This window comes from Corynebacterium sp. CCM 9203, assembly GCF_041357675.1.
GTDB lineage: Bacteria > Actinomycetota > Actinomycetes > Mycobacteriales > Mycobacteriaceae > Corynebacterium.
The window spans coordinates 102,837-121,674 of the sequence record NZ_JAUERY010000004.1 but is presented as its reverse complement, the minus strand read 5'-3'; the positions used below and the strand labels follow the sequence as shown (position 1 = coordinate 121,674).

The window sequence follows — 18,838 nt, the reverse complement described above, 5'->3', positions numbered from 1 at the left end:
TGTCAGGCGACGCTCCCCACCGCAGTAGCCCCGGTGCCGTAACGCTCCCCACCACCAGGCCCGCGACGCCAAAACCAGTGGGGACACCCGCTAGCAGCGATAATCCGATGCCGCTTATATTCAGAAAAAACATCCCCCCCCCCAGAGGAGTACCCAATGTCCAAGAAACTGCTCGCCGGAATCATGATCCCCGCACTGCTCCTCGGCCTGGCAACCCCCGCCCACGCCGAGGACACCGCCACCGGCTCGTCAATCGCGCACCTGTCGTCGACAATCGCCCCGGCACACCCCTCCGGCATGCCCGCCGAAGCCGTGGTGAAGTTCGGTGTGATGACCCAGGAGGAGGTCGACCAGTGCCGGGCGGAACACGCCGGCGACCCCGATCTCCCCGTCACCACCGAAGCAATCAACTGGATGGAACGCCCCTGCCCCGCCGGACCCATCACGGCCGAAGAGCTCGTCAACGCACGCATCACCACCGGAGTTCTTTCCCTCATCACCGCACCAGTTCGCCTCGTGCTCGGTTTCCTCGATTTCATCAGCTCACTGTTCACCGGAGCGACAAGCCCCGAGTAAACCCTCCCACACACACGTCCGACTGCCCTGCTACCAACTCCACGTCCCGGAGCTTGCAGCAGGGCAAGTTTATTTTCAGACTTGTCGAACCATCACTGGACGTTGGCTGAACAGACATGTTCCCCGCTGTACCGGGTTCTCCGGTGACGCGGCAAGCAGACTCCGTTGGGGAGATGACCACGGCACCGCTTAGAGTGGGAAGCACCATGCCCGCACGCAGCCAGCCCGCTCGTGACAGGCACTGAACACCCATTCTTTTGCCCACGCCAAGGACCTCTCCCGCGATGATGCTCGCCGCAGCCCCAACGATGACCAGCACGACTGTCGTGCTGGGAATCATCGGTTTCCTGCTGTCACTTCCCGCATGGTTCTACTTCCTCCGTGGCGCCAGCCGACTCTTCCGTCTCGTCCGCGCGGGACAACCCCTGCCGGGCCGCACCGACCGGCCCGCACGGCGCGTCGGCACGCTGTTCAAGGAAGTCGTCTTCCACAGCGAACTGGCCCGGAAACCCGCCATCGCGGCAGCTCACTGGCTGGTCATGGTCGGTTTCCTCATCGGATTCGTCCTCTGGTTCGAGGCCTACATCCAGACCTTCTGGCCACGCGGTGGCTGGCCCATCGTCAGCGAATGGGGCATGTACCACCTCGCCGACGAACTACTCGGTATCGGCACCGTCGCCGGCATCTGTTTCCTGATCGGTGCCCGCCTGCACGCCGGAACCCGCGAACGCATGTCCCGGTTCTACGGGTCCAACGCCCGCGCCGCGCACTTCGTCGAGGGCGTCGTCCTCATCGAAGGGCTCGGAATGATCGCCGTGAAGTCGGCGAAGATCGCCACCTACGACGACATCCACCCGCACCTGTGGTCCGATTTCCTGACCATGCACATCGCGCAGCTCCTCCCCGCAAGCCCCGTGATGGTCAGCGTATTCGCCCTGATCAAACTGCTGTCGGGCACGATCTGGCTCTTCGTCGTCGGGCGGCAACTGTCCTGGGGTGTGGCCTGGCACCGGATCACCGCCTTCTTCACTATCTTCCTCCAACGCAACGCGGACGGTGCACCGGCACTCGGCGCGCTGGCACCGATGGTCTCGCGCGGAGAGCAAGTCACCCTCGACAGCGTCGACGAGCTCGACCCCGACGCCGACCCCATCGGCACGGGCACCCTCCGGGACGCCTCTTGGAAGATGCTTCTCGACGCCACCACCTGCACCGACTGCGGTCGCTGCCAGGAGCAGTGCCCCGCCTGGAACACCGCGAAGCCACTGTCCCCGAAGTTGCTGATGACCGACCTCCGCGACGCGATGGTGACCAACTCCCCCTATCTTCTCGATCCGTCCCTGCTGGACGCCGACACCTCCCATGACGGTGTGGATGTCCTCAAGCTCGTCGGAGAGGGCCGCACCATCGAGCCGGACGTGCTGTGGAGCTGCACCAACTGCGGGGCCTGCGTCGAGCAGTGCCCGGTGGACATCGAGCACATTGACCACATCGCCAACATGCGCCGTTTCGCGGTACTCGCAGAATCGGAGTTTCCCTCCGAACTGGCGGGCCTGTTCAAGAACCTGGAGGCCAAGGGCAACCCCTGGGGCCGGAACTCCGCCGACCGTGCCACCTGGATCGACGCCGCACGCCGCGACGGCATCGAGGTACCCGTGTTCGGTGAGGACATCACCGACTTCAACGACACCGAATACCTCTTCTGGGTCGGCTGCGCAGGCGCCTACGACGATGATGCCGTAAAAACGACCCGCGCCGTCGTCGAACTCCTCCACACCGCAGGCGTGAAGTTCGCGGTGCTCTCCAAGGGCGAGACCTGCACCGGTGATCCCGCCCGGCGCGCCGGCAACGAATTCCTTTTCCAGATGCTCGCCCAGGAGAACATCAGCACCCTCAACACCGTGTTCGAGGGTGTACCGAAGGGCCAGCGCACCATCATCACCACCTGCGCCCACTGCTTCAACACCCTGCGCAACGAGTACCCGGACTTCGACGGCCACTATGACGTCGTCCACCACACCCAGATCCTGAACAAGCTGGTCCGCGAGAAACTCCTCACCCCGGTGCCCCGCCGCCCCGAGGACCGCAGGCCCATCACCTACCACGACCCCTGTTTCCTCGGCCGCCACAACAAGGTCTTCGACCCACCGCGCGAGCTGCTCGGCGCGACAGGGCACGATCTACGGGAGATGGACCGCAACCGGAACGAGGGATTCTGCTGTGGCGCGGGCGGTGCCCGCATGTTCATGGACGAGACCATCGGCACCCGCATCAACGAGAACCGCACCAGCGAGGCGCTCGCCACCGGCGCCGAGGAGATCGCCGTCGGCTGCCCCTTCTGCACCGTCATGCTCACCGGCGGGGTCAAGGCACTCTCCGACAAGCCGACCGCCGATCAACCCAAGGTGCGCGATGTCGCCCAGATGCTCCGCGATGCCGTCCTCGTCGACGGCAAACTGCCGGAACCCCGCGAGCGCGCCTTCCTTGCACCACCCCGCCGAGGCACAACGGACCTCGGCCTGACCTCGGTGAAGCCCAGGAAGGAGGGGACTTGTGGCAGTGCAGAGGCCAGCCACGAAACCCCTGTGCCCGATAGTTTCCCAGACCCACAGAGCACAGTCCCGGCACCGGAAAAAACACCGACTGTCCCCGGTACACCGTCGGCCCCGCGCGTGCCCGGAGCCACGATCCCGACGGCACCTGCGCCTCCGAAAGCACCCGGAGTTCCTTCCGCTCCGGCCGCACCCAGGATATCCACCCGACCGCCAGCTCCGGGAGTTCCCGTAGCACCCGGTATACCCGCGCCTCCTGCGCCACCGGCTGTCCCCAAAACCCCACCAATCGCGACTCCACCTGTTCCCCCAGCCACACGGACAGGCGTACCCAGGGCGCCCAAGGCACCCGGAACAGCCCCCACACCAGTAGGCCCCACAGCACCGTCAGCCCCCACACCAGCAGTGCCACCAGTCCCCCCAACACCCACACCAACCGCCCCCAGTGCACCTGCAGCACCCACAGGCCCCAGCACCCCCCGTGTTCCAGGAGCGCCCAAAGCGCCCGGGATTTCGCAACCGGGTATACCCCGGGCTCCGGGCGCCAGCATCCCCCCAGCCCCCGGGATCTCAAAGGTTCCCGGTGTTCCGCAGGCCCCGAGTGGCACGCCCAACCCAGGAACCTCCCTCACTCACCAATCAGGAGCACCCACACCACCCGGTAAGACCAGCCCCATTGCCCGGCCCGCTGGGACAGGCATGTCCGACGATAAACCGAACGCCTGAACAACTTTGGGGCTTTCCTTTGCTCAATTAGAAAGACAGGGGACCAGGAAGGAACGGGGACACCGCTTCCGTGGTGGGCGGCGCAACGGTACACACGCTGTTAACGTCGGAAATATCTCACTATCCATTCACCGCAATTCCTGCGGTCTCTTGAAGGATCGCCCGTGATATCACCGCCTGCCGTCCGTCGCGCCGCAGTTCTGTTCGTCGCTATGTCCTTTTCTCTCTCCGGATGCACTGCGAAGCCTGATACTCCGGACCCAACAACGGAGACCCGAACGGAGATGTCTGCGACCAACAGTTCCGTGCAAGAGACGAGTACCAGGCAGATCAGCATCGTGCACGCACTCGGTACGACGAAGTTGGATGCCCCGGCGCAGACCATCGTTGCGCTCGACGACCCGTGGGCGGATGCCGTTCTGATGCTGCACGGGACTCTCGTCGGTTACGCAGACACACATGCACAGGGCGCCACTCTAGGGAATTACCTGGGGGGTTTATTGGATGAGTACGGTGCCGATGCCCAAGTCATCGGAACACCTCGGGAGCCGGATTTTGAGATGATTGCGGCGTTGAAACCCGATCTGATCGTGGGAACCCGGGAATCAAGCGGTGAGTATTATGACCGTCTGTCAGAGATTGCGCCGACGGTGATGTCGGAGGGTGCTCCCACAACCTGGAAAAGCGGGTATCTCGTACTCGGTAAAGCGATGGACGCGGAGCCTGAAGCTGCGGCGCTACTCGCCGAGTACGAGAAACAGGCACGACGTATCGGTGACGAGATCAACGTGAAGTCATCGAACCCAACTATTTCGGTGGTACGTTTCCAGAACGGGCCGACGAGAATCTTCGCGAACGCGTCCTTCCCCGGCATGGTACTTACCGACGCCGGACTGTCCAGACCGAAGTCACAGCGGGGCACCCAGAATTTCATCAAGATCACTGCTGATCAGGTCGATGCGGTTGCCGCCGACCGGATCTTCATGACGATGAGTCCACTCGGTGGGGAACGTTCCCTGGACAGTTTCCGTGCGACACCCCAGTGGACAGAACTGGATCAGCGGACGGTCATTGCCGATGACGCGGCCTGGATCACCTCTGAGTCTCTCCCCGGTGCGTACGCGATCCTCGCGGAGTTGGCCCGAGCTTTCGATGTGTCCGGCCCCGTCGTTCCCGATGAACTGAAGCCCCGGTAATGGCGGAGGGGACGCGAGCATTCTCCCCCGCATTCCCCCCTTAATCACTAGTTTCGCATGGGGTACCTACCTAAAAACAAAGGGGCTGTTTTCCCGAAGCTCCCCGCATGCCACCTCTCAGATGGCACGATAGGAACCATGACTGAAGCGACACTTCCTTCCCATGACCCCACCACCGGCAGTGAACGACGCCTGGTACGACAGGCCAGCCGCCTGGACAATGTCGTTTACGAGATCAGGGGGCCGATCAGTGCCGAAGCTGAACGCTTGGAGCAACAGGGCGTCGAAATCCTGAAACTCAACACCGGTAATCCGGAAATCTTCGGTTTCGAGGCCCCCAAGGCATCGGTCCAGGCAATCATGGACAACATCGGCCACGCACAGGGGTACTGCACCGCCAAGGGATTGATCCCGGTGCGGGAATCCGTGGTGCGCCGCTACGCTGAGGATCCTAATTTCCCGGAATTCGACGTCGAGGATGTCTTCATCGGGAACGGGGTCTCCGAGCTGATTCTCATGGTCACGGCCGGCCTGCTGAACCCCGGTGACGAAATCCTGGTGCCCAAGCCGGATTATCCCCTGTGGACGGCGGCGACCACACTGAACGGCGGCACTCCCGTGCATTATCTCTGTGACGAGTCCAACGGCTGGAACCCGGATCTGGAAGATCTGCGGTCGAAGGTCACCGATCGGACCCGCGCGATCGTCATCATCAATCCCAACAATCCCACCGGTGCGGTGTACTCCCACGATGTACTGACCGGAATCGTCGATGTTGCCCGGGAACATGATCTGATGCTGTTCGCGGACGAAATATATGATCGCATCCTCTACGAGGACGCCAAACACATCAGCGTCGCCACACTGGCTCCGGATCTGTTGACCATCACCTTCAACGGCTTGTCCAAGGCCTATCTCGCCGCCGGTTACCGCGCCGGATGGATGGTTCTGACTGGGCCGAAGGACCATGCCAGAGAGTTCATCTCGGGGCTGGAACTGCTGGCGGGAACCAGACTGTGCTCCAACGTTCCCGCACAGTACGCGATCCCCGCTGCCCTGGAGACGCACCAGGAGATCTTCGATCTGACCGTGCACGGCGGTCGACTACTCGAACAGCGGAACGTAGCCTACGAGGGAATCAACGCCATCGACGGTCTCAGTACCGTGAAGCCGATGGGTGCCCTGTACAACTTCACCCGCATCGACCGCAACGTGCATGACATCCACGATGATGCGAAGCTGATGCTCGATCTCCTCCGTCAGGAGCACATCCTGATGGTTCAGGGAACCGGATTCAACTGGGATGCACCAGACCATTTCCGTGTGGTCACGCTGCCCTCCACGGCGGAACTCTCCGAGGCCATCGAACGGCTCGGCAACTTCCTCGCGCACTACCGTCAGTGATAATGCCCGCGCCCGTCTCATCGGCGTCCCCCGGACGCCGGCGTGGTGTACGGGCCGTTTTCTCTATCATTGACATCATGCAGCCGGACACATGACCGGCGTCGGCGATCACACCCGCCGGATAATCGCACAAACGACGACGAGATGAGGACCAGCGTGCGGAAAAGCGCCGGATACGACAGCTCCACCCTGACCCCACGGGGCATGTTCGCGACCCTGACCACCCTTACTGTCGCAGGACTTATCGCCACCAGTGTCTACATGTACATCGGTGACGAGGAAGCGGGTGCCGCCACCTCGGGGAAACCACGGGGGGAAACGAGCACGACCTCAACCACGGCACCGGAATCAACGTCGGAGACATCCGGGGAAAGCTCTGCCAGCTCTACCACCTCTTCCCCGGAGAAAACCTCCTCAACCTCCGCGAGTTCAACCACCTCCTCTGAATCTGAATCTGAATCCGCCTCATCGACGACCTCAAAGAGCGGCACATCATCCTCAGCGACTGAACCGACTTCGTCGAATCAACGATCCCCGGAAAGCACCTCGGAAAGCGCATCAAAGACACCGACTTCCTCTACTTCTAAGAGCTCGAGTACACGCTCCAGCGACAGGAACAGCAGCCGCACCAGCGGAACGTCAACAAGAAGCGAAACTCCCGAGCCCACCGCCACTCCCGAGCCCTCCGCACTCGGTGACAAGGCCTACGCTGCGGAAATCAACTCGGGGGAACGACGTACCGCCGATGTCGACGGCACCACCGTCTACTATCCATCCAATCCGGCTGGAGACATCTTCACTGACGACGGTGAAGCACTCACCCCGGACGACGAGAACTGGCTGACCGCCGCCCCCGCCGTCGAATGGCAGCGTCTCAAGGAAAACCCCGCCAGCGACACCGCCTGGGATTTCCCCTTCAGCGCGTCCGATGGCCCGTGGCAGGTCACGGACGGAATCGCACACGGATTCAGCCAAACCCCTCAGGGAGCGGCGCTCGCAATCTGGCACATTTACCAGGGTGTAAACCGCGGTGGAGTCGACGCCGCCCGTACCGCGCGTACTTTCATTCCACCCAGCACCGATCCAGCGCGGCTCGATGCCGTGATCGCTGATCCGTCCCTGATCCCGAATACCCCCGACCACTCCGCAGCCATCCCGATCGCCTACAAGGTCGAATCCTTCGACGGGGAGACCGCTTCCATCGCTTTCGCGACAGCCCGTGACGGCGATGTCGTTTCCGTTGTCACGATGACTGTCCGGTGGATCGACGGCGACTGGCACCAGGATGACCAGTTCATCCGCAACCTTGGTCTCAGCCACATCGACAAGATCGAGGACTGGGCACGCTGGTAGAGCCCACCCAGCCCGCCACCCCGACTACACCGGACCGTGGCGGGCATTTTACTGTTGTCACTGACCACGACACTCCTCCCGAAAATCCAAGGAGCACGCGATGGGCCGACACTCCCGATCCGATACCCACGAGGACCCCACCGAGCACATCGTCGGCCATCTCGCGGCACATGGCATCGGCCCCGATGGAAATCCACTGCCGAAACGACGCGGGGAGAAAAGACCTTTCACCCGTCCTCAGTGGATACTGAGTGTCTTCCTGATCATCACCTTCATCGGCACCATCGTCGGTGTCGTGGCGCTCTGGCCAACCACCGAAAAACCCAACGTCACCCCCTCATTCGAAAACATCTCCTCACTGTCCAAGGAGAAGGTGACCGGCACGGTCGCCCTCATCACCGAGGGCTCCTGCACCTCACCATCCGTCGGCAGGATCTTCGATTCCTCGCCCATCGTCCCCCTCGAGCACTCTGACCGGGTCTGTGAACAGGCCATCATCGACATCACGTCCGGTGTCAACGAGGGGAAACGAACGATGCTCATGCTCTCCGGTCAACCCGGCGACCCTGAACTTTCAGAGGGTGAGAAGATTCTCCTCTATGAATCAACCACCTCAGAAGACACCACCGGATACACTTTCGCCGACTACCAGCGCGGTTCCACCCTTCTCGTCTGGGGATTGATCACTGCCCTCGGGGTGGTGCTTCTCGGTTCCTGGCTGGGTGCGCGGTCCCTCGTCGGTCTCGCGGTCACGCTGGCGGGCGTCGGCGTATTCCTGCTCCCAGCGCTCCTTCGCGGCGGACCACCTCTGGCCCTCGCCGTTGTCTGTGGCTCCGCCGTCCTGTTCGCGGCCCTCTATCTCGTGCACGGGGTGAACTGGAAGACGTCCTCCGCACTCGGCGGCACGCTCATCGCCCTCGGCATCGCCGCAGTCCTCGCTCAGTTCGCAATCAGCGGTACCCAACTCCGTGGCCTGGGGTCCGAAGACAACCTGATGATCCAGCTCTACTTGCCCGACGTCTCCGTCACGGGGCTCATGCTGTGTGGCTTCATCATCGGGTCACTCGGCGTACTCAACGACGTCACCATCTCGCAGGCATCGACCGTCAACGAACTCGCCGCCATCGACCCCAACGCCTCCCCTTGGAGGCTGTTCAAGGGTGCCATCCGTGTCGGCCGTGACCACATTGCCTCCATCATGTACACCCTCGTCCTCTCCTACACCGGCGCGGCACTCCCCCTGCTCCTCCTGCTCACCGTCGCAGACCGACCGTTCGGTGAACTACTCACCGGAGACATCATGGCCACCGAACTCCTGCGCTCCGCCGTGGGTGCCCTCGCACTGACCATGTCGGTTCCAATCACCACGGCAATCGCCGCCTTCACCTGCTCCGGGCGGGGGCATTCCCACGCACACTGAGTTCACCATCACCCGGAAACACGGAACCTCCGGGCGTCGCGTATCTCGGTGGTACCGGTATCAATACCGGCGTCCGATACCGCGGTAATCCCAGCCGGCATCAATCCAGGCTCGCGCGGGAAGGCAGTTGCGGCCGTCGATCATCAGAGGACGATCTGCGTGACATGCCGCCTCCACGGGATCAAGGTCGATGAACTCGCGCCATTCCGTCGCCAGGACGACGGCTTCGGTGAGATGCAGCGCATCGTAGACGGTTGGCGCATAGGTGAGCTCCGGGAGCACCCGTTTCGACGGTCCCATCGCTTGGGGGTCATACACGGTGACATCGGCACCGATTCGTGCGAGCGATCCTGCGATGAACAGGCCCGGGGAATCACGTATGTCATCACTGTCAGGTTTGAAGGCGGCACCGAGGACCGTCACCCGCCTACCCGCAACCGCGCCATCGAAGGAACGGACCACCGTATCAAGGACCGCCCGGCGTTGCCCGAGGTTGATGTCATCGACGCTGCCCAGCAGTGCGGGGATTCCGGTCGCACCGAGTTGTTCCGCACGGGCCGAGAACGCTCTGATGTCCTTGGGCAGGCAGCCACCACCGAACCCGAGCCCGGCGCCGAGGAACTTCCGCCCGATGCGGTCATCGTGGCCGAGTGCGCGGGCCAGATCAGTAACGTTTCCACCGCTCAGGTCACAGATTTCCGCGATGGCGTTGATGAAGGAGATCTTCGTCGCCAGGAAGGCGTTGGCGGCCCCCTTGACCAGTTCCGCAGTCTCAAGGTCCGTGACGATGAACGGCGTGCCCTGCGCCAGGGTCGCAGCGTACACGTCACGCAGAGTGTTCTCCGCGTATCCCGCGTCATCACCCGGCACCCCCGCGACGATTCGATCCGGGTGGAGCGTATCCGCGATCGCATGTCCCTCCCGGAGAAACTCCGGATTCCAGGCGATGCGTATCTCCGTGCTTGGCGCAGCGAGTGCGGAGACCATCAGTTGCAGATCCGCGGCGGTACCGACGGGAACCGTCGACTTCCCGATGATCAGGTGGCGCCCCCGCATCTGCCGAACCAGCGATGTCACCGCGCCGTGGACCTGACTCAGGTCAGCGGACCTTCCTTCAGAGTGCTGGGGCGTGCCGACAGTGAGAAAATGGACGTCTGCGAAACGGGCCGCCGCGGCGATATCCGTGGTGAAATCCAGTCTGCCGGTGGCCAGGTTCGCCGAGAGTTTTTCGGCGAGGCCAGGTTCGTAGAAGGGAACCCGTCCGGCACGGAGTGCCTCGATGCGTTCGTCGCTGATGTCCACCCCCAGCACCTCGTGCCCAAGTTCAGCCATACAGACGGCGTGAGTGGCGCCGAGGTACCCGGTTCCGATGACGGTCAGTTTCATGTCACCAGTTGTACTCTGCGAGTGTGAGGGAAAAGTGAACACTGTTTGAACGACGTATCCCGGCCCCTGAGAGAATTCGGGGGCCGGGATACGGTTGATGAGAAGTACGAAGACGGTCAGTCTTTCGGCATGCTCTTGCGGTAGCAGTAGATCGTGTACAGCGCCATCGACACGATGATGACGGTGATCGCGACAACGACGATCACGCTCATGGTGGGGGTCCACCAGCTTGCGTCTGTGGTCGGCATGTTCCTCCTCCTCTCCTGCATAATCTCTCCCTGACCCGGTGGACGGAACAATGCCGGGTTCGGTGACAGCGGTGGCGTTATTCGATGGGTCACGGTGTCCGTGCCACTGGTGGGGAGAAAACCCCGCGAATCACCACTTATTGTAGCGTCAGCCGACAGCACGGAGCTAACTACGAGGATCAGGAATTCTCTGCGACGAAGTCCCGTGCGATGGTCTCTGGACTGGCTTTCTCCGGGCCGATGTTTCGGATGTTCATTTCGAGAAGCGCCTCGGTGGTGAGATCGGCGTTGATCTTGGTGAGCGCTTCCCGGGCTTCACCAGATACCGCCTTGCCCTGCATCAAGGGGAGAACGTGCTGCGGCAGGATGAGGTTCTCCGGGTCCTCGAGGGTGACCAGATTAATCTCTTCACCATCGGTGTTGAAAGTCGGGGAGGTCGTGTAAACGTTGGCCACATTCGCCTTGTTCGTGGTCAGTGCCGCGATGGTGAGTGGCCCACCTGAATCGGAGATGGGGATGATGGTGAGTTTATCCGCCGGGAGACCGTAGAATTCCTCAAGACCGCTGGGGCCGTAGGGGCGATCCTTGAGTTCCGGGTTGGAGGCGATCCGGATGTCATCGAGGTTCTTCAGATCAGCGATCGTGACCAGCTTTGCTTGTTCAGCGAGCTCCCGGGTGACCCGGTAGGAATCTTTAGACTCACCGGGGGCGGCTTTTCCGGTGGCGAGACCTGCGGGCAGCGCCTTGTTCAGGCCGTTGAGAACCTGTTCTTCGGTCGCCCCGAGCGGAAGCTCCTGGCCCTCGGCGGCCATGAAGTACTGAGCGAGGTTACCGGTGTACTCAGGGACAATATCGACGGAGCCCTCCTGCAGTGCCTTGAGGTAAACGTCCCGGGAGCCGATACCGGACTTAACCTCAACCTCGAAACCGGCGTTACGCAGCGTTTCGGCCCAGATCTGACCGATGATCTCACTCTCGGGGAAGTTCGCGGTACCGATGACGATGCTGTCGGTGGCGTGCTTCGGCTTCGAGTCACCGTCGGTGCTGTTCTCACTCAACGGGTCGGATGACCCGGCACATGCGGCGAGTGGGAGGACCAGGGCCAGCCCGGCGATGGCGATTCCTGCGCGGCGAATGAACTGGTTCTTGGGGAAGGTCATGAAGTGACGCCTTTCGGTCGAAGTCGATGTTGTACACGGGCCAGCGTCATATCCGCTGCGAGTGCGAGCCCGGAAACGAGGATCGCCCCCACGAGCATCTGCTCGTAGTCGCGGAGGGCGAGTCCATCCAGGAGGTAGCGGCCGAGCCCGCCGAGTCCGATGTAGGCGGAAATCGTGGCGGTAGCCAGTACCTGGAGCACACACGATCGTACCCCGCCGACGATCGTGGGGGCCGCCAGCGGAAGTTCGATGCGGGTCATGATCTGACCTTCGTTGTGCCCCATCGCCCGAGCAGCATCAACGACGGGGCCCGACACCGTCGCCACCCCGGAGACGGTCGCAGCGAGGACTGGCGGTACCGCGAGGATGAGCAGCACGATGGTGGAGGGCACGATGGGTAACTGGATTCCGAAGCTGATTTCGAGGGTCAGCCACGTCAGCAGCCCAAGGGACGGCATGGCACGGAGGGCACCGGTTGCCGCGATCACCCCAGATGCGCCTTTCCCCGTATGCCCGAGGAAGAGACCGAGTGGGAGCGCGATGAGCAGTGCGATGCCGACGGCAAGCGCAGAGTACAGGATGTGCTCACCGAGGCGGACGGTGATTCCTCCGGGACCGGGCCAGTTAGATGGGTCGGCTATAAATGAAACAGCTCCGCTGAAATGGTCCATCCTTGTCTCACCTCCCTGCCCAGGGCATGAGCAGGCGGCCCGCGATGACGAGGACGGCATCGAAGAGCAGCGCCAGGATCACGGTTCCGGCGACGCCAGCCATGATCTCGGTGGGGAACGAACGGGCGAAGCCGTTGGTGAACAGGGTGCCAAGAGACTGCACACCAGTGAGCGCACCGACACTGACCAGTGAGATCGTGGATGCGCTGACAACGCGGAGACCGGCGAGGATGATCGGTCCAGCGAGCGGGAGTTCGACGGTGAGGATCTGCCGCCAGGCCGGATATCCCATGGCGACGGCCGCCTGCTTCTGCGGTTCCGGCACCGAGTCGAACGCATCAGCGGTGGTACGGATCTGCAGCGCGAGCCCGTAGAGCGTCATCGCGATGATGACGTTCAACGGAGAGAGCACGGACGTGCCGATGATCAGGGGAAGAACCACGAACAGGGCCAGCGACGGGATGGCGTAGAGCAGTCCAGATGCGGTAACGAGCAGTTCTCGGGAGATTCGGTTGCGGCTCGCGGCCCAGCCCAGAGGAAGCGCGATGATGAGTGACGCGATAATCGCGGGCCAACTGAGGTTCGCATGGGCGAGAGCCAGTTCGCCGATGCGGTCGAGGTTCGTCATGATCCACCCCCAGTTCACCGGACCACCCCTTTGACCCGGCCATGCCGGTCGACGGCGACGGTCGTACCGTTGCGCTCCTGCAGGGTGAGCTCCCGGTCCTGGGTACCGACGAAACTGGCGACAAAATCGCTGGCGGGGTCGGTGACGAAATCCTCGGCGGTTCCAGCCTGCGCAATCCGGGCGCCCATCTCCAGGAGCACGATGGTGTCACCGAGCAGGAACGCCTCATCAATGTCATGGGTGACTAGGACGATGGTCTTGGAGATCTTCGCCTGGAGTTCCAGGATCTGTTCCTGGAGATCCCGGCGCACCACGGGGTCGATGGCACCGAAAGGTTCGTCCATCAGGAGGATGTTCGGGTCGTCCGCCAGTGCCCTGGCAACGCCGACACGTTGTGCCTGACCACCGGAGAGTTCACCGGGGTAACGCTTCGCTAGCGATCCATCGAGCCCCAACAGGTCCAGCAGTTCGTGGGCCCGTTCGCGGGACTGCTTCCGGGAGACGCCGTTGAGCCGTGGGACAGTAGCGATATTGTCAGCGACGGTACGGTGCGGAAGCAGCCCGGAGTTCTGCATGACATAGCCAATACTGCGCCGGAGTTTGACGGGATCGACCCCGGCAAGATCCTCACCGTCGATGAGCACCCGCCCCTCAGTGGGTTCAACCATGCGGTTGATCATCCGCAGGAGAGTGGTTTTCCCCGAACCGGAGCTGCCGACCAGTACGGTGGTGGAGCGCGCCGGAATGTCGAGGGTGAAATCCCTGACTGCCGGGGTGGCTGCGCCGGGAAAGGTCTTGACAACGTGATCGAACTGAATCATTGGAAGTTGAGATACGCCTTTGATGGAGTTGGTCCGCGTTGACCCTGGTATTTCGACCCCAGTTCAGAGGCGCCGTAGGGAACCTCCGCGGGGGACGACATACAGAACAACGCCAACTGGCCCACCTTCATTCCCGGCCAGAGAATGATCGGCAGATTAGCCACGTTTGACAGTTCCAGGGTGATATGGCCGGAGAACCCCGGATCGATAAAACCCGCGGTCGAATGGGTGAGCAGTCCGAGACGTCCGAGCGAGGATTTACCTTCGAGACGGCCCGCGAGATCTGCGGGGAGGATGAACTTCTCCAGCGTGGCACCGAGAATGAACTCGCCCGGGTGCAGAACGAAGGGTTCATCCTCGCGGACCTCGACGAGGCTGGTCAGTTCATCCTGACGCAGCTTCGGGTCGATGTGGGTGTAGCGCGAGTTGTTGAACACACGGAAGAAGCGGTCCATCCGGACGTCGATGCTCGACGGCTGCACGAGGTGCGGGTCGAACGGCTCGATGACGAGATCGCCAGAGTTGATGCGGGCACGGATGTCACGGTCAGAGAGCAGCACAGCACCGAGTCTATCGGTTACCTCCGGATTCGGGATTCGTAGCACGTTCAACTCGCACAATGACATTAAGTGGAAGTTCAACCTCCGGTTGCACTACTGTAGCGTCAGGTCCACCACAATCACCCATTCCTGCCCCACCGGGAGCACCCATGTCCTCCGAACACTCCGACCCCACACCCGACCGGGACCAAGAACAGTCCGCGGGGAAAGCCGCGACCTCGTCACGCACCGTCGAACAACGCAACACCCCGGCAGACGGCGAGCCGCACCCGGCAGTCATGGCCCGGGGCATCTCGGTGCGTGGAGGGGAAGGACCCGTCTACGGCCCCCTCGACGTGGAGATCCCAGGTACCGGGTTGACCGTACTCTCCGGTCGAGGCGGCGGCGGACGAACCGCCCTTGCACTGACGATCTCCGGACGGATGAAACCCCGCACCGGAACCCTCGAGGTACTCGGGGAGACGAAACCGTCGGTGATCCGCAAACGCGTCGCCATCGCTGGAGTGGACGACATCGACCTCCTCGACCGCGACGTACGCATCCACGTCATCCTGACCGAACACCGCGCCTGGTCCACACCATGGCTCATGTGGGCCCCGAGAGCCGACCAGGACTACTACGAATCGGTCTGCCGCCCCGTATTCGGCGAGCGCGATCTCCCGCCCCTCGACGCCTACGTCTCCCAGATCTCCGGCCTCGACCGGCTACTCATCCGGATCGCCCTCGCGCTGCGTCCCGCTAACGGCGAGGAGATCGGCATGCTCGTCATGGACGACCTCGAGCAGGTCCACGAGTTCGATGATCGGCTGATCCTCGTGACTGTACTGAGTCGGCTCGCGGAGGACATCCCCGTCGTCGTCAACGCCGTCAACCGGCTCCCCGACGATTTCCTGCCGGACTACACGCTGATCGAACTGTTCACGGATGCGTCACATCTCCAACCCAGTCACGCCGGTTCCGACCTGAGCCGCATCCACCGCATCGCCAAGGAGGCGGAACTATGATCGCCGGACTCACACTCGGCACGGAACTGCGCCGGTTCCTCCGCTCCAAACTCGGACGTATCGCCATGGTCGTCCTCATGCTCATGCCGCTCATTTATTCGGCGCTGTACCTGTGGGCATTCTGGAACCCCTTCGGACACGTCGACAAGATGCCCGTCGCCTTCGTCAACAGCGACCTAGGCACCAAGGTCGACGGCGAGGAGATCAACGCCGGAAACCAGATCGTCGAACATCTGAAGAATGAGGACCGGGTCCACTTCGACTTCGTCTCCGAGCAGGAGGCCGAGGAGGGTGTGCGGGACGGCAGGTACTACTTCTCGGTTCAGCTAACACCGGACTTCTCCGAGGCGGTGGCCTCCCCCACCACCGGCGACGCCCGCAAGGCCGTCATCCAGACAACGTACAACGACTCCAATGGCTACCTCTCAACACTCATCGGCGAGAACGTCCTGCGCACCATGCTTCCCGTCATCTCCGAGCGCATCGGCGAGGAAGCCGTGGATAAGGTACTCATCGGCATCCAGTCCGCCGGTGCCGGCCTGGAGAAAGCTGCAGACGGTGCCACACAACTGCATGACGGCGCAGAGAAACTCAACGACGGTGCGATCCAACTCAGCGAGGGCGCAGTGAAGCTCAACGGCGGTCTGGACTCTGCACTCGCCGCGACAGGCAAACTCAACGCGGGAGCAATCAAGCTCGATGCGAACGTCGTACAACTCAGTAAGGGAGCGGACAAACTCGCCGCAGGAACCCGGCAACTCAACGACCAGGTCGAGGGCGCGACCGCCAAGCTCACCGCACTCACCAGGGGCGTGGATCAGCTCGGCGGCGGCGTCGACCAGCTCGCCGACGGCGCGGTCCGCATCGACGCCGGGGTGCAACAGCTCAACGCGTCACTGTCCCAGGTCACCGACATCCAGACCACAACATCGACGAACATCCGGCAACTCGCCGACCAACTCCGGCCGATCCCCAACCCCGACGTACAGAACGTGGTTCGCCAGCTCGATCAAATGGCCTTCGACGTCGACCACAACGCACTCGGCCAGAACGCCCCTGCGACCGCTCAGCTCAACGAACTTGCGAACGGCACGAGCCAGCTCGCCTACCAGCTCTCCGACCCGCAGGCCCCGTTCCGCTCCGGCTTCAACCAGTTGACCGAGGGCACGTCCATCCTCCCCGGCAAGCTCGGGGAACTGCAAACCGGCGTCACCCAGCTCAACGACGGTATGCAACTGCTGAACACCGGCCTGAACAAACTCCACCAGGACGGCACCTCCCGCCTGGTCACCGGCACCGGAGAGCTACAGAACGGCCTGCAGAAACTCGATGACGGTGCCGGAAAACTCGTCGACGGCACCACAAGGTTGGTCGACGGCAGCAACCGGCTCAGCGACGGGTCGCACGAACTGGCGACGAAGCTGACCGAGGGGTCCCGGGCCGTGCCGAAGTGGGACACAGAGCAGCGGAAAGGCACAGCGAGTGTCCTCGGCGGCCCCGTGCGACTAACCACCACCAATGACACCGGTTCGCACACCTTCGGCGCCGGGCTCGCCCCGTTCTTTTTCTCCCTCGCCATGTTCGTCGGCGGGCTGATCATCTTCATGATCCTGCGCCCGTTGCAGAATCGGGCCGTCGCCAGTGGCGTCGCGCCGCTACGTGCCGCACTCGACGGGCTGCTTCCCGCAGCACTCATCGCAATCGGGCAGGCCACCGCGATCTTCCTGGTCACCCGCTACGGTGTGGGCCTGGAACCGGTCTATCCGATCGGCCTGCTCGTCTTCTGCATCCTCGTCTCACTGATGTGTACGGCGATGAATCAGCTCTTCAACGCGGCGCTCGGCCCCGGAGCGGGCAAAGTTACGGCAATGGCACTGCTCATGCTCCAATTGCTCTCATCGGGAGGGCTCTACCCCGTCGAAACCCAGCCTGCACTGTTCCAGTGGGTTCACCCGATCAACCCGATGACCTACACGGTCAACGGTTTCCGACAGTTGATGTACGGTCACGTCGATCACCGTTTACCGGAGGCAATCATGGCGGTCCTCCTGGTGTTCATTCTCTCGATATGCCTGACCGCGGTGGTTGCGCGCCGGGACCGAAGCTGGACCATGAAACGCCTGCATCCGCCGATCAAGATCTGACCACGGACCACCATGTTCACGGCCCGTTCAGACCGTGTTATCATGGTCCGGTAGTTGCGCGAGAGCGTGACACCGATGCCGATGTAGTTCAATGGTAGAACTCCTGCTTCCCAAGCAGGTGGCGCGGGTTCGATTCCCGTCATCGGCTCCACTTAGACACCCATTTTGATACAAAGCCCGGCATGGTCGGGTGGCGGATCAAGATGGGTGTTTTTGCTTGTTATTAACGGTGTTGGGCGGTTGTACGGGTTTGTTGGAAGTCGCGTCGTTGGGGTTGTGATAACGGTCCGAGGATGGTTAGGAGGCTCTGGCAGCCTGGGTGGTGCAACTGCGGTGGTTGTCGCTAGAATATTTGGCTTTCGCTAAAAGATTAGGCGACCGCGAAAAGGTTTGATCATTCTGCGCTTTGTCTGATCTGAAGTTTTCTCTGATCGTTTGCGATAAGGAATGTCATAGGGGTTCTTCTTCTATAGACGCGTGGCTAGAGCGCTGTTCGTCTGTGTGCGCATCTTCCTGAACAAGCAGGAGGGCATGTCCGTCGCCGACATCGACACTATGCTGAACAAGAAGTCCGGCATGGCGGGCCTTTGCGGCCTGACCGACATGCGCGACGTCGAGGCCGCCGTCAACCCGAGTGATGAGAAGGCCACGCTGGCCCACAAGGTGTACTGCCGTCGCATCGCCAAGTACATCGGCGCCTACGCTGTGCTGCTGGGAGGGCTCGAACCATCACCTTCACCGCCGGCATCGGCGAGAACGACGACATGGTCCGAAAGGGCGTGCGCGACTACCTCTGCATCTTCGGTGTCGAGCTGGACGAGGCCGAGAACCGGAAGCGTTCCGGCGATCCCCGCATGATCTCCACCGACGCCTCCAAGGTCAAAGTCCCGGTCGTTCCCACGAACGAAGAGCTCTCCATGGCCCACCAAACCTCAAGGTCGTCAGTAGTTCCTAGAGACGCCAGAGCGCCCAATCCCGGAAGGGGCCGA

At 62.3% G+C, this 18,838-nt stretch carries 15 protein-coding genes, 1 tRNA gene and 1 pseudogene; 10 read left to right on the top strand and 7 right to left on the bottom strand.

The features are described 5' to 3' along the window. The first annotated feature begins 156 nt into the window (after positions 1–156). From QWU44_RS09595 to QWU44_RS09570, 6 genes are all read left to right on the top strand, one after another. Positions 157–576, top strand: coding sequence for a hypothetical protein (locus tag QWU44_RS09595; protein ID WP_370915467.1), 420 nt, complete (start codon positions 157–159; stop codon positions 574–576). A gap of 284 nt (positions 577–860) precedes the next feature. Continuing rightward, the gene (locus tag QWU44_RS09590; protein WP_370915466.1) at positions 861–3,854 is read left to right on the top strand and encodes a heterodisulfide reductase-related iron-sulfur binding cluster; all 2,994 of its coding nucleotides are present in this window, start codon (positions 861–863) and stop codon (positions 3,852–3,854) included. A gap of 164 nt (positions 3,855–4,018) precedes the next feature. Next, on the top strand, positions 4,019–5,050 hold the full coding sequence (locus QWU44_RS09585; protein ID WP_370915465.1) for an ABC transporter substrate-binding protein: 1,032 nt from the start codon (positions 4,019–4,021) through the stop codon (positions 5,048–5,050). Positions 5,051–5,188: 138 nt separating this feature from the next. After that, positions 5,189–6,454, top strand: a complete 1,266-nt coding sequence (locus tag QWU44_RS09580; RefSeq protein WP_370915464.1) for a pyridoxal phosphate-dependent aminotransferase — start codon at positions 5,189–5,191, stop codon at positions 6,452–6,454. 156 nt (positions 6,455–6,610) lie between these two features. Continuing rightward, on the top strand, positions 6,611–7,807 hold the full coding sequence (locus tag QWU44_RS09575) for a hypothetical protein (RefSeq protein WP_370915463.1): 1,197 nt from the start codon (positions 6,611–6,613) through the stop codon (positions 7,805–7,807). 100 nt (positions 7,808–7,907) lie between these two features. Then, positions 7,908–9,227 carry a YibE/F family protein gene (locus QWU44_RS09570; protein WP_370915462.1) on the top strand — a complete coding sequence of 440 codons (1,320 nt, stop codon included), beginning with the start codon at positions 7,908–7,910 and terminating at the stop codon, positions 9,225–9,227. Between the two features lie 60 nt (positions 9,228–9,287). Here QWU44_RS09570 and QWU44_RS09565 read toward each other — a convergent pair whose 3' ends face one another. The 7 genes from QWU44_RS09565 to dcd all read right to left on the bottom strand — a co-directional run bounded on the left by QWU44_RS09565 (position 9,288) and on the right by dcd (position 14,701). Continuing rightward, positions 9,288–10,607 carry a UDP-glucose/GDP-mannose dehydrogenase family protein gene (locus QWU44_RS09565; RefSeq protein WP_370915584.1) on the bottom strand — a complete coding sequence of 440 codons (1,320 nt, stop codon included), beginning with the start codon at positions 10,605–10,607 and terminating at the stop codon, positions 9,288–9,290. Positions 10,608–10,729: 122 nt separating this feature from the next. Beyond that, the gene (locus QWU44_RS09560; protein WP_370915461.1) at positions 10,730–10,861 is read right to left on the bottom strand and encodes a hypothetical protein; all 132 of its coding nucleotides are present in this window, start codon (positions 10,859–10,861) and stop codon (positions 10,730–10,732) included. A 179-nt stretch (positions 10,862–11,040) separates the two neighbouring features. After that, positions 11,041–12,021 (bottom strand): ABC transporter substrate-binding protein, encoded by a 981-nt coding sequence (locus tag QWU44_RS09555; RefSeq protein ID WP_370915460.1) that lies wholly within the window; start codon positions 12,019–12,021, stop codon positions 11,041–11,043. Continuing rightward, positions 12,018–12,692, bottom strand: coding sequence for an ABC transporter permease (locus tag QWU44_RS09550; RefSeq protein WP_370915459.1), 675 nt, complete (start codon positions 12,690–12,692; stop codon positions 12,018–12,020). The genes QWU44_RS09555 and QWU44_RS09550 overlap by 4 nt, the downstream gene beginning before the upstream one ends. 7 nt (positions 12,693–12,699) lie before the next feature. Continuing rightward, the gene (locus QWU44_RS09545) at positions 12,700–13,320 is read right to left on the bottom strand and encodes an ABC transporter permease (protein ID WP_370915458.1); all 621 of its coding nucleotides are present in this window, start codon (positions 13,318–13,320) and stop codon (positions 12,700–12,702) included. Positions 13,321–13,334: 14 nt separating this feature from the next. Continuing rightward, positions 13,335–14,141 (bottom strand): ABC transporter ATP-binding protein, encoded by an 807-nt coding sequence (locus QWU44_RS09540; protein WP_370915457.1) that lies wholly within the window; start codon positions 14,139–14,141, stop codon positions 13,335–13,337. Beyond that, the gene (gene dcd, locus QWU44_RS09535) at positions 14,138–14,701 is read right to left on the bottom strand and encodes a dCTP deaminase (RefSeq protein ID WP_370915456.1); all 564 of its coding nucleotides are present in this window, start codon (positions 14,699–14,701) and stop codon (positions 14,138–14,140) included. The genes QWU44_RS09540 and dcd overlap by 4 nt, the downstream gene beginning before the upstream one ends. Positions 14,702–14,850: 149 nt before the next feature. Between dcd and QWU44_RS09530 the strand changes: the two genes are divergently transcribed. The 4 genes and pseudogenes from QWU44_RS09530 to QWU44_RS09515 all read left to right on the top strand — a co-directional run. Then, on the top strand, positions 14,851–15,705 hold the full coding sequence (locus tag QWU44_RS09530; RefSeq protein ID WP_370915455.1) for an ABC transporter ATP-binding protein: 855 nt from the start codon (positions 14,851–14,853) through the stop codon (positions 15,703–15,705). Beyond that, positions 15,702–17,849: a YhgE/Pip family protein gene (locus QWU44_RS09525; protein WP_370915454.1), complete on the top strand. Its 2,148-nt coding sequence runs from the start codon at positions 15,702–15,704 to the stop codon at positions 17,847–17,849. Before QWU44_RS09530 ends, QWU44_RS09525 begins: the two co-directional genes overlap by 4 nt. Positions 17,850–17,926: 77 nt before the next feature. Further along, a tRNA-Gly gene (locus tag QWU44_RS09520) sits at positions 17,927–18,000 on the top strand. 380 nt (positions 18,001–18,380) lie between these two features. Further along, positions 18,381–18,712 (top strand): annotated as a pseudogene (locus tag QWU44_RS09515) (acetate kinase); the annotation flags it as partial. Positions 18,713–18,838: the final 126 nt, after the last annotated feature.

Excerpts from the sequence above, each read along its gene's own strand:
- QWU44_RS09595 (WP_370915467.1), top strand. The coding sequence starts at position 157 with ATGTCCAAGAAACTGCTCGCCGGAATCATGATCCCCGCACTGCTCCTC.
- QWU44_RS09590 (WP_370915466.1), top strand. The coding sequence starts at position 861 with ATGATGCTCGCCGCAGCCCCAACGATGACCAGCACGACTGTCGTGCTG.
- QWU44_RS09580 (WP_370915464.1), top strand. The coding sequence starts at position 5,189 with ATGACTGAAGCGACACTTCCTTCCCATGACCCCACCACCGGCAGTGAA.
- QWU44_RS09570 (WP_370915462.1), top strand. The coding sequence starts at position 7,908 with ATGGGCCGACACTCCCGATCCGATACCCACGAGGACCCCACCGAGCAC.
- QWU44_RS09560 (WP_370915461.1), bottom strand. The coding sequence starts at position 10,861 with ATGCCGACCACAGACGCAAGCTGGTGGACCCCCACCATGAGCGTGATC.
- QWU44_RS09555 (WP_370915460.1), bottom strand. The coding sequence starts at position 12,021 with ATGACCTTCCCCAAGAACCAGTTCATTCGCCGCGCAGGAATCGCCATC.
- QWU44_RS09550 (WP_370915459.1), bottom strand. The coding sequence starts at position 12,692 with ATGGACCATTTCAGCGGAGCTGTTTCATTTATAGCCGACCCATCTAAC.
- QWU44_RS09545 (WP_370915458.1), bottom strand. The coding sequence starts at position 13,320 with ATGACGAACCTCGACCGCATCGGCGAACTGGCTCTCGCCCATGCGAAC.
- QWU44_RS09540 (WP_370915457.1), bottom strand. The coding sequence starts at position 14,141 with ATGATTCAGTTCGATCACGTTGTCAAGACCTTTCCCGGCGCAGCCACC.
- QWU44_RS09530 (WP_370915455.1), top strand. The coding sequence starts at position 14,851 with ATGTCCTCCGAACACTCCGACCCCACACCCGACCGGGACCAAGAACAG.
- QWU44_RS09525 (WP_370915454.1), top strand. The coding sequence starts at position 15,702 with ATGATCGCCGGACTCACACTCGGCACGGAACTGCGCCGGTTCCTCCGC.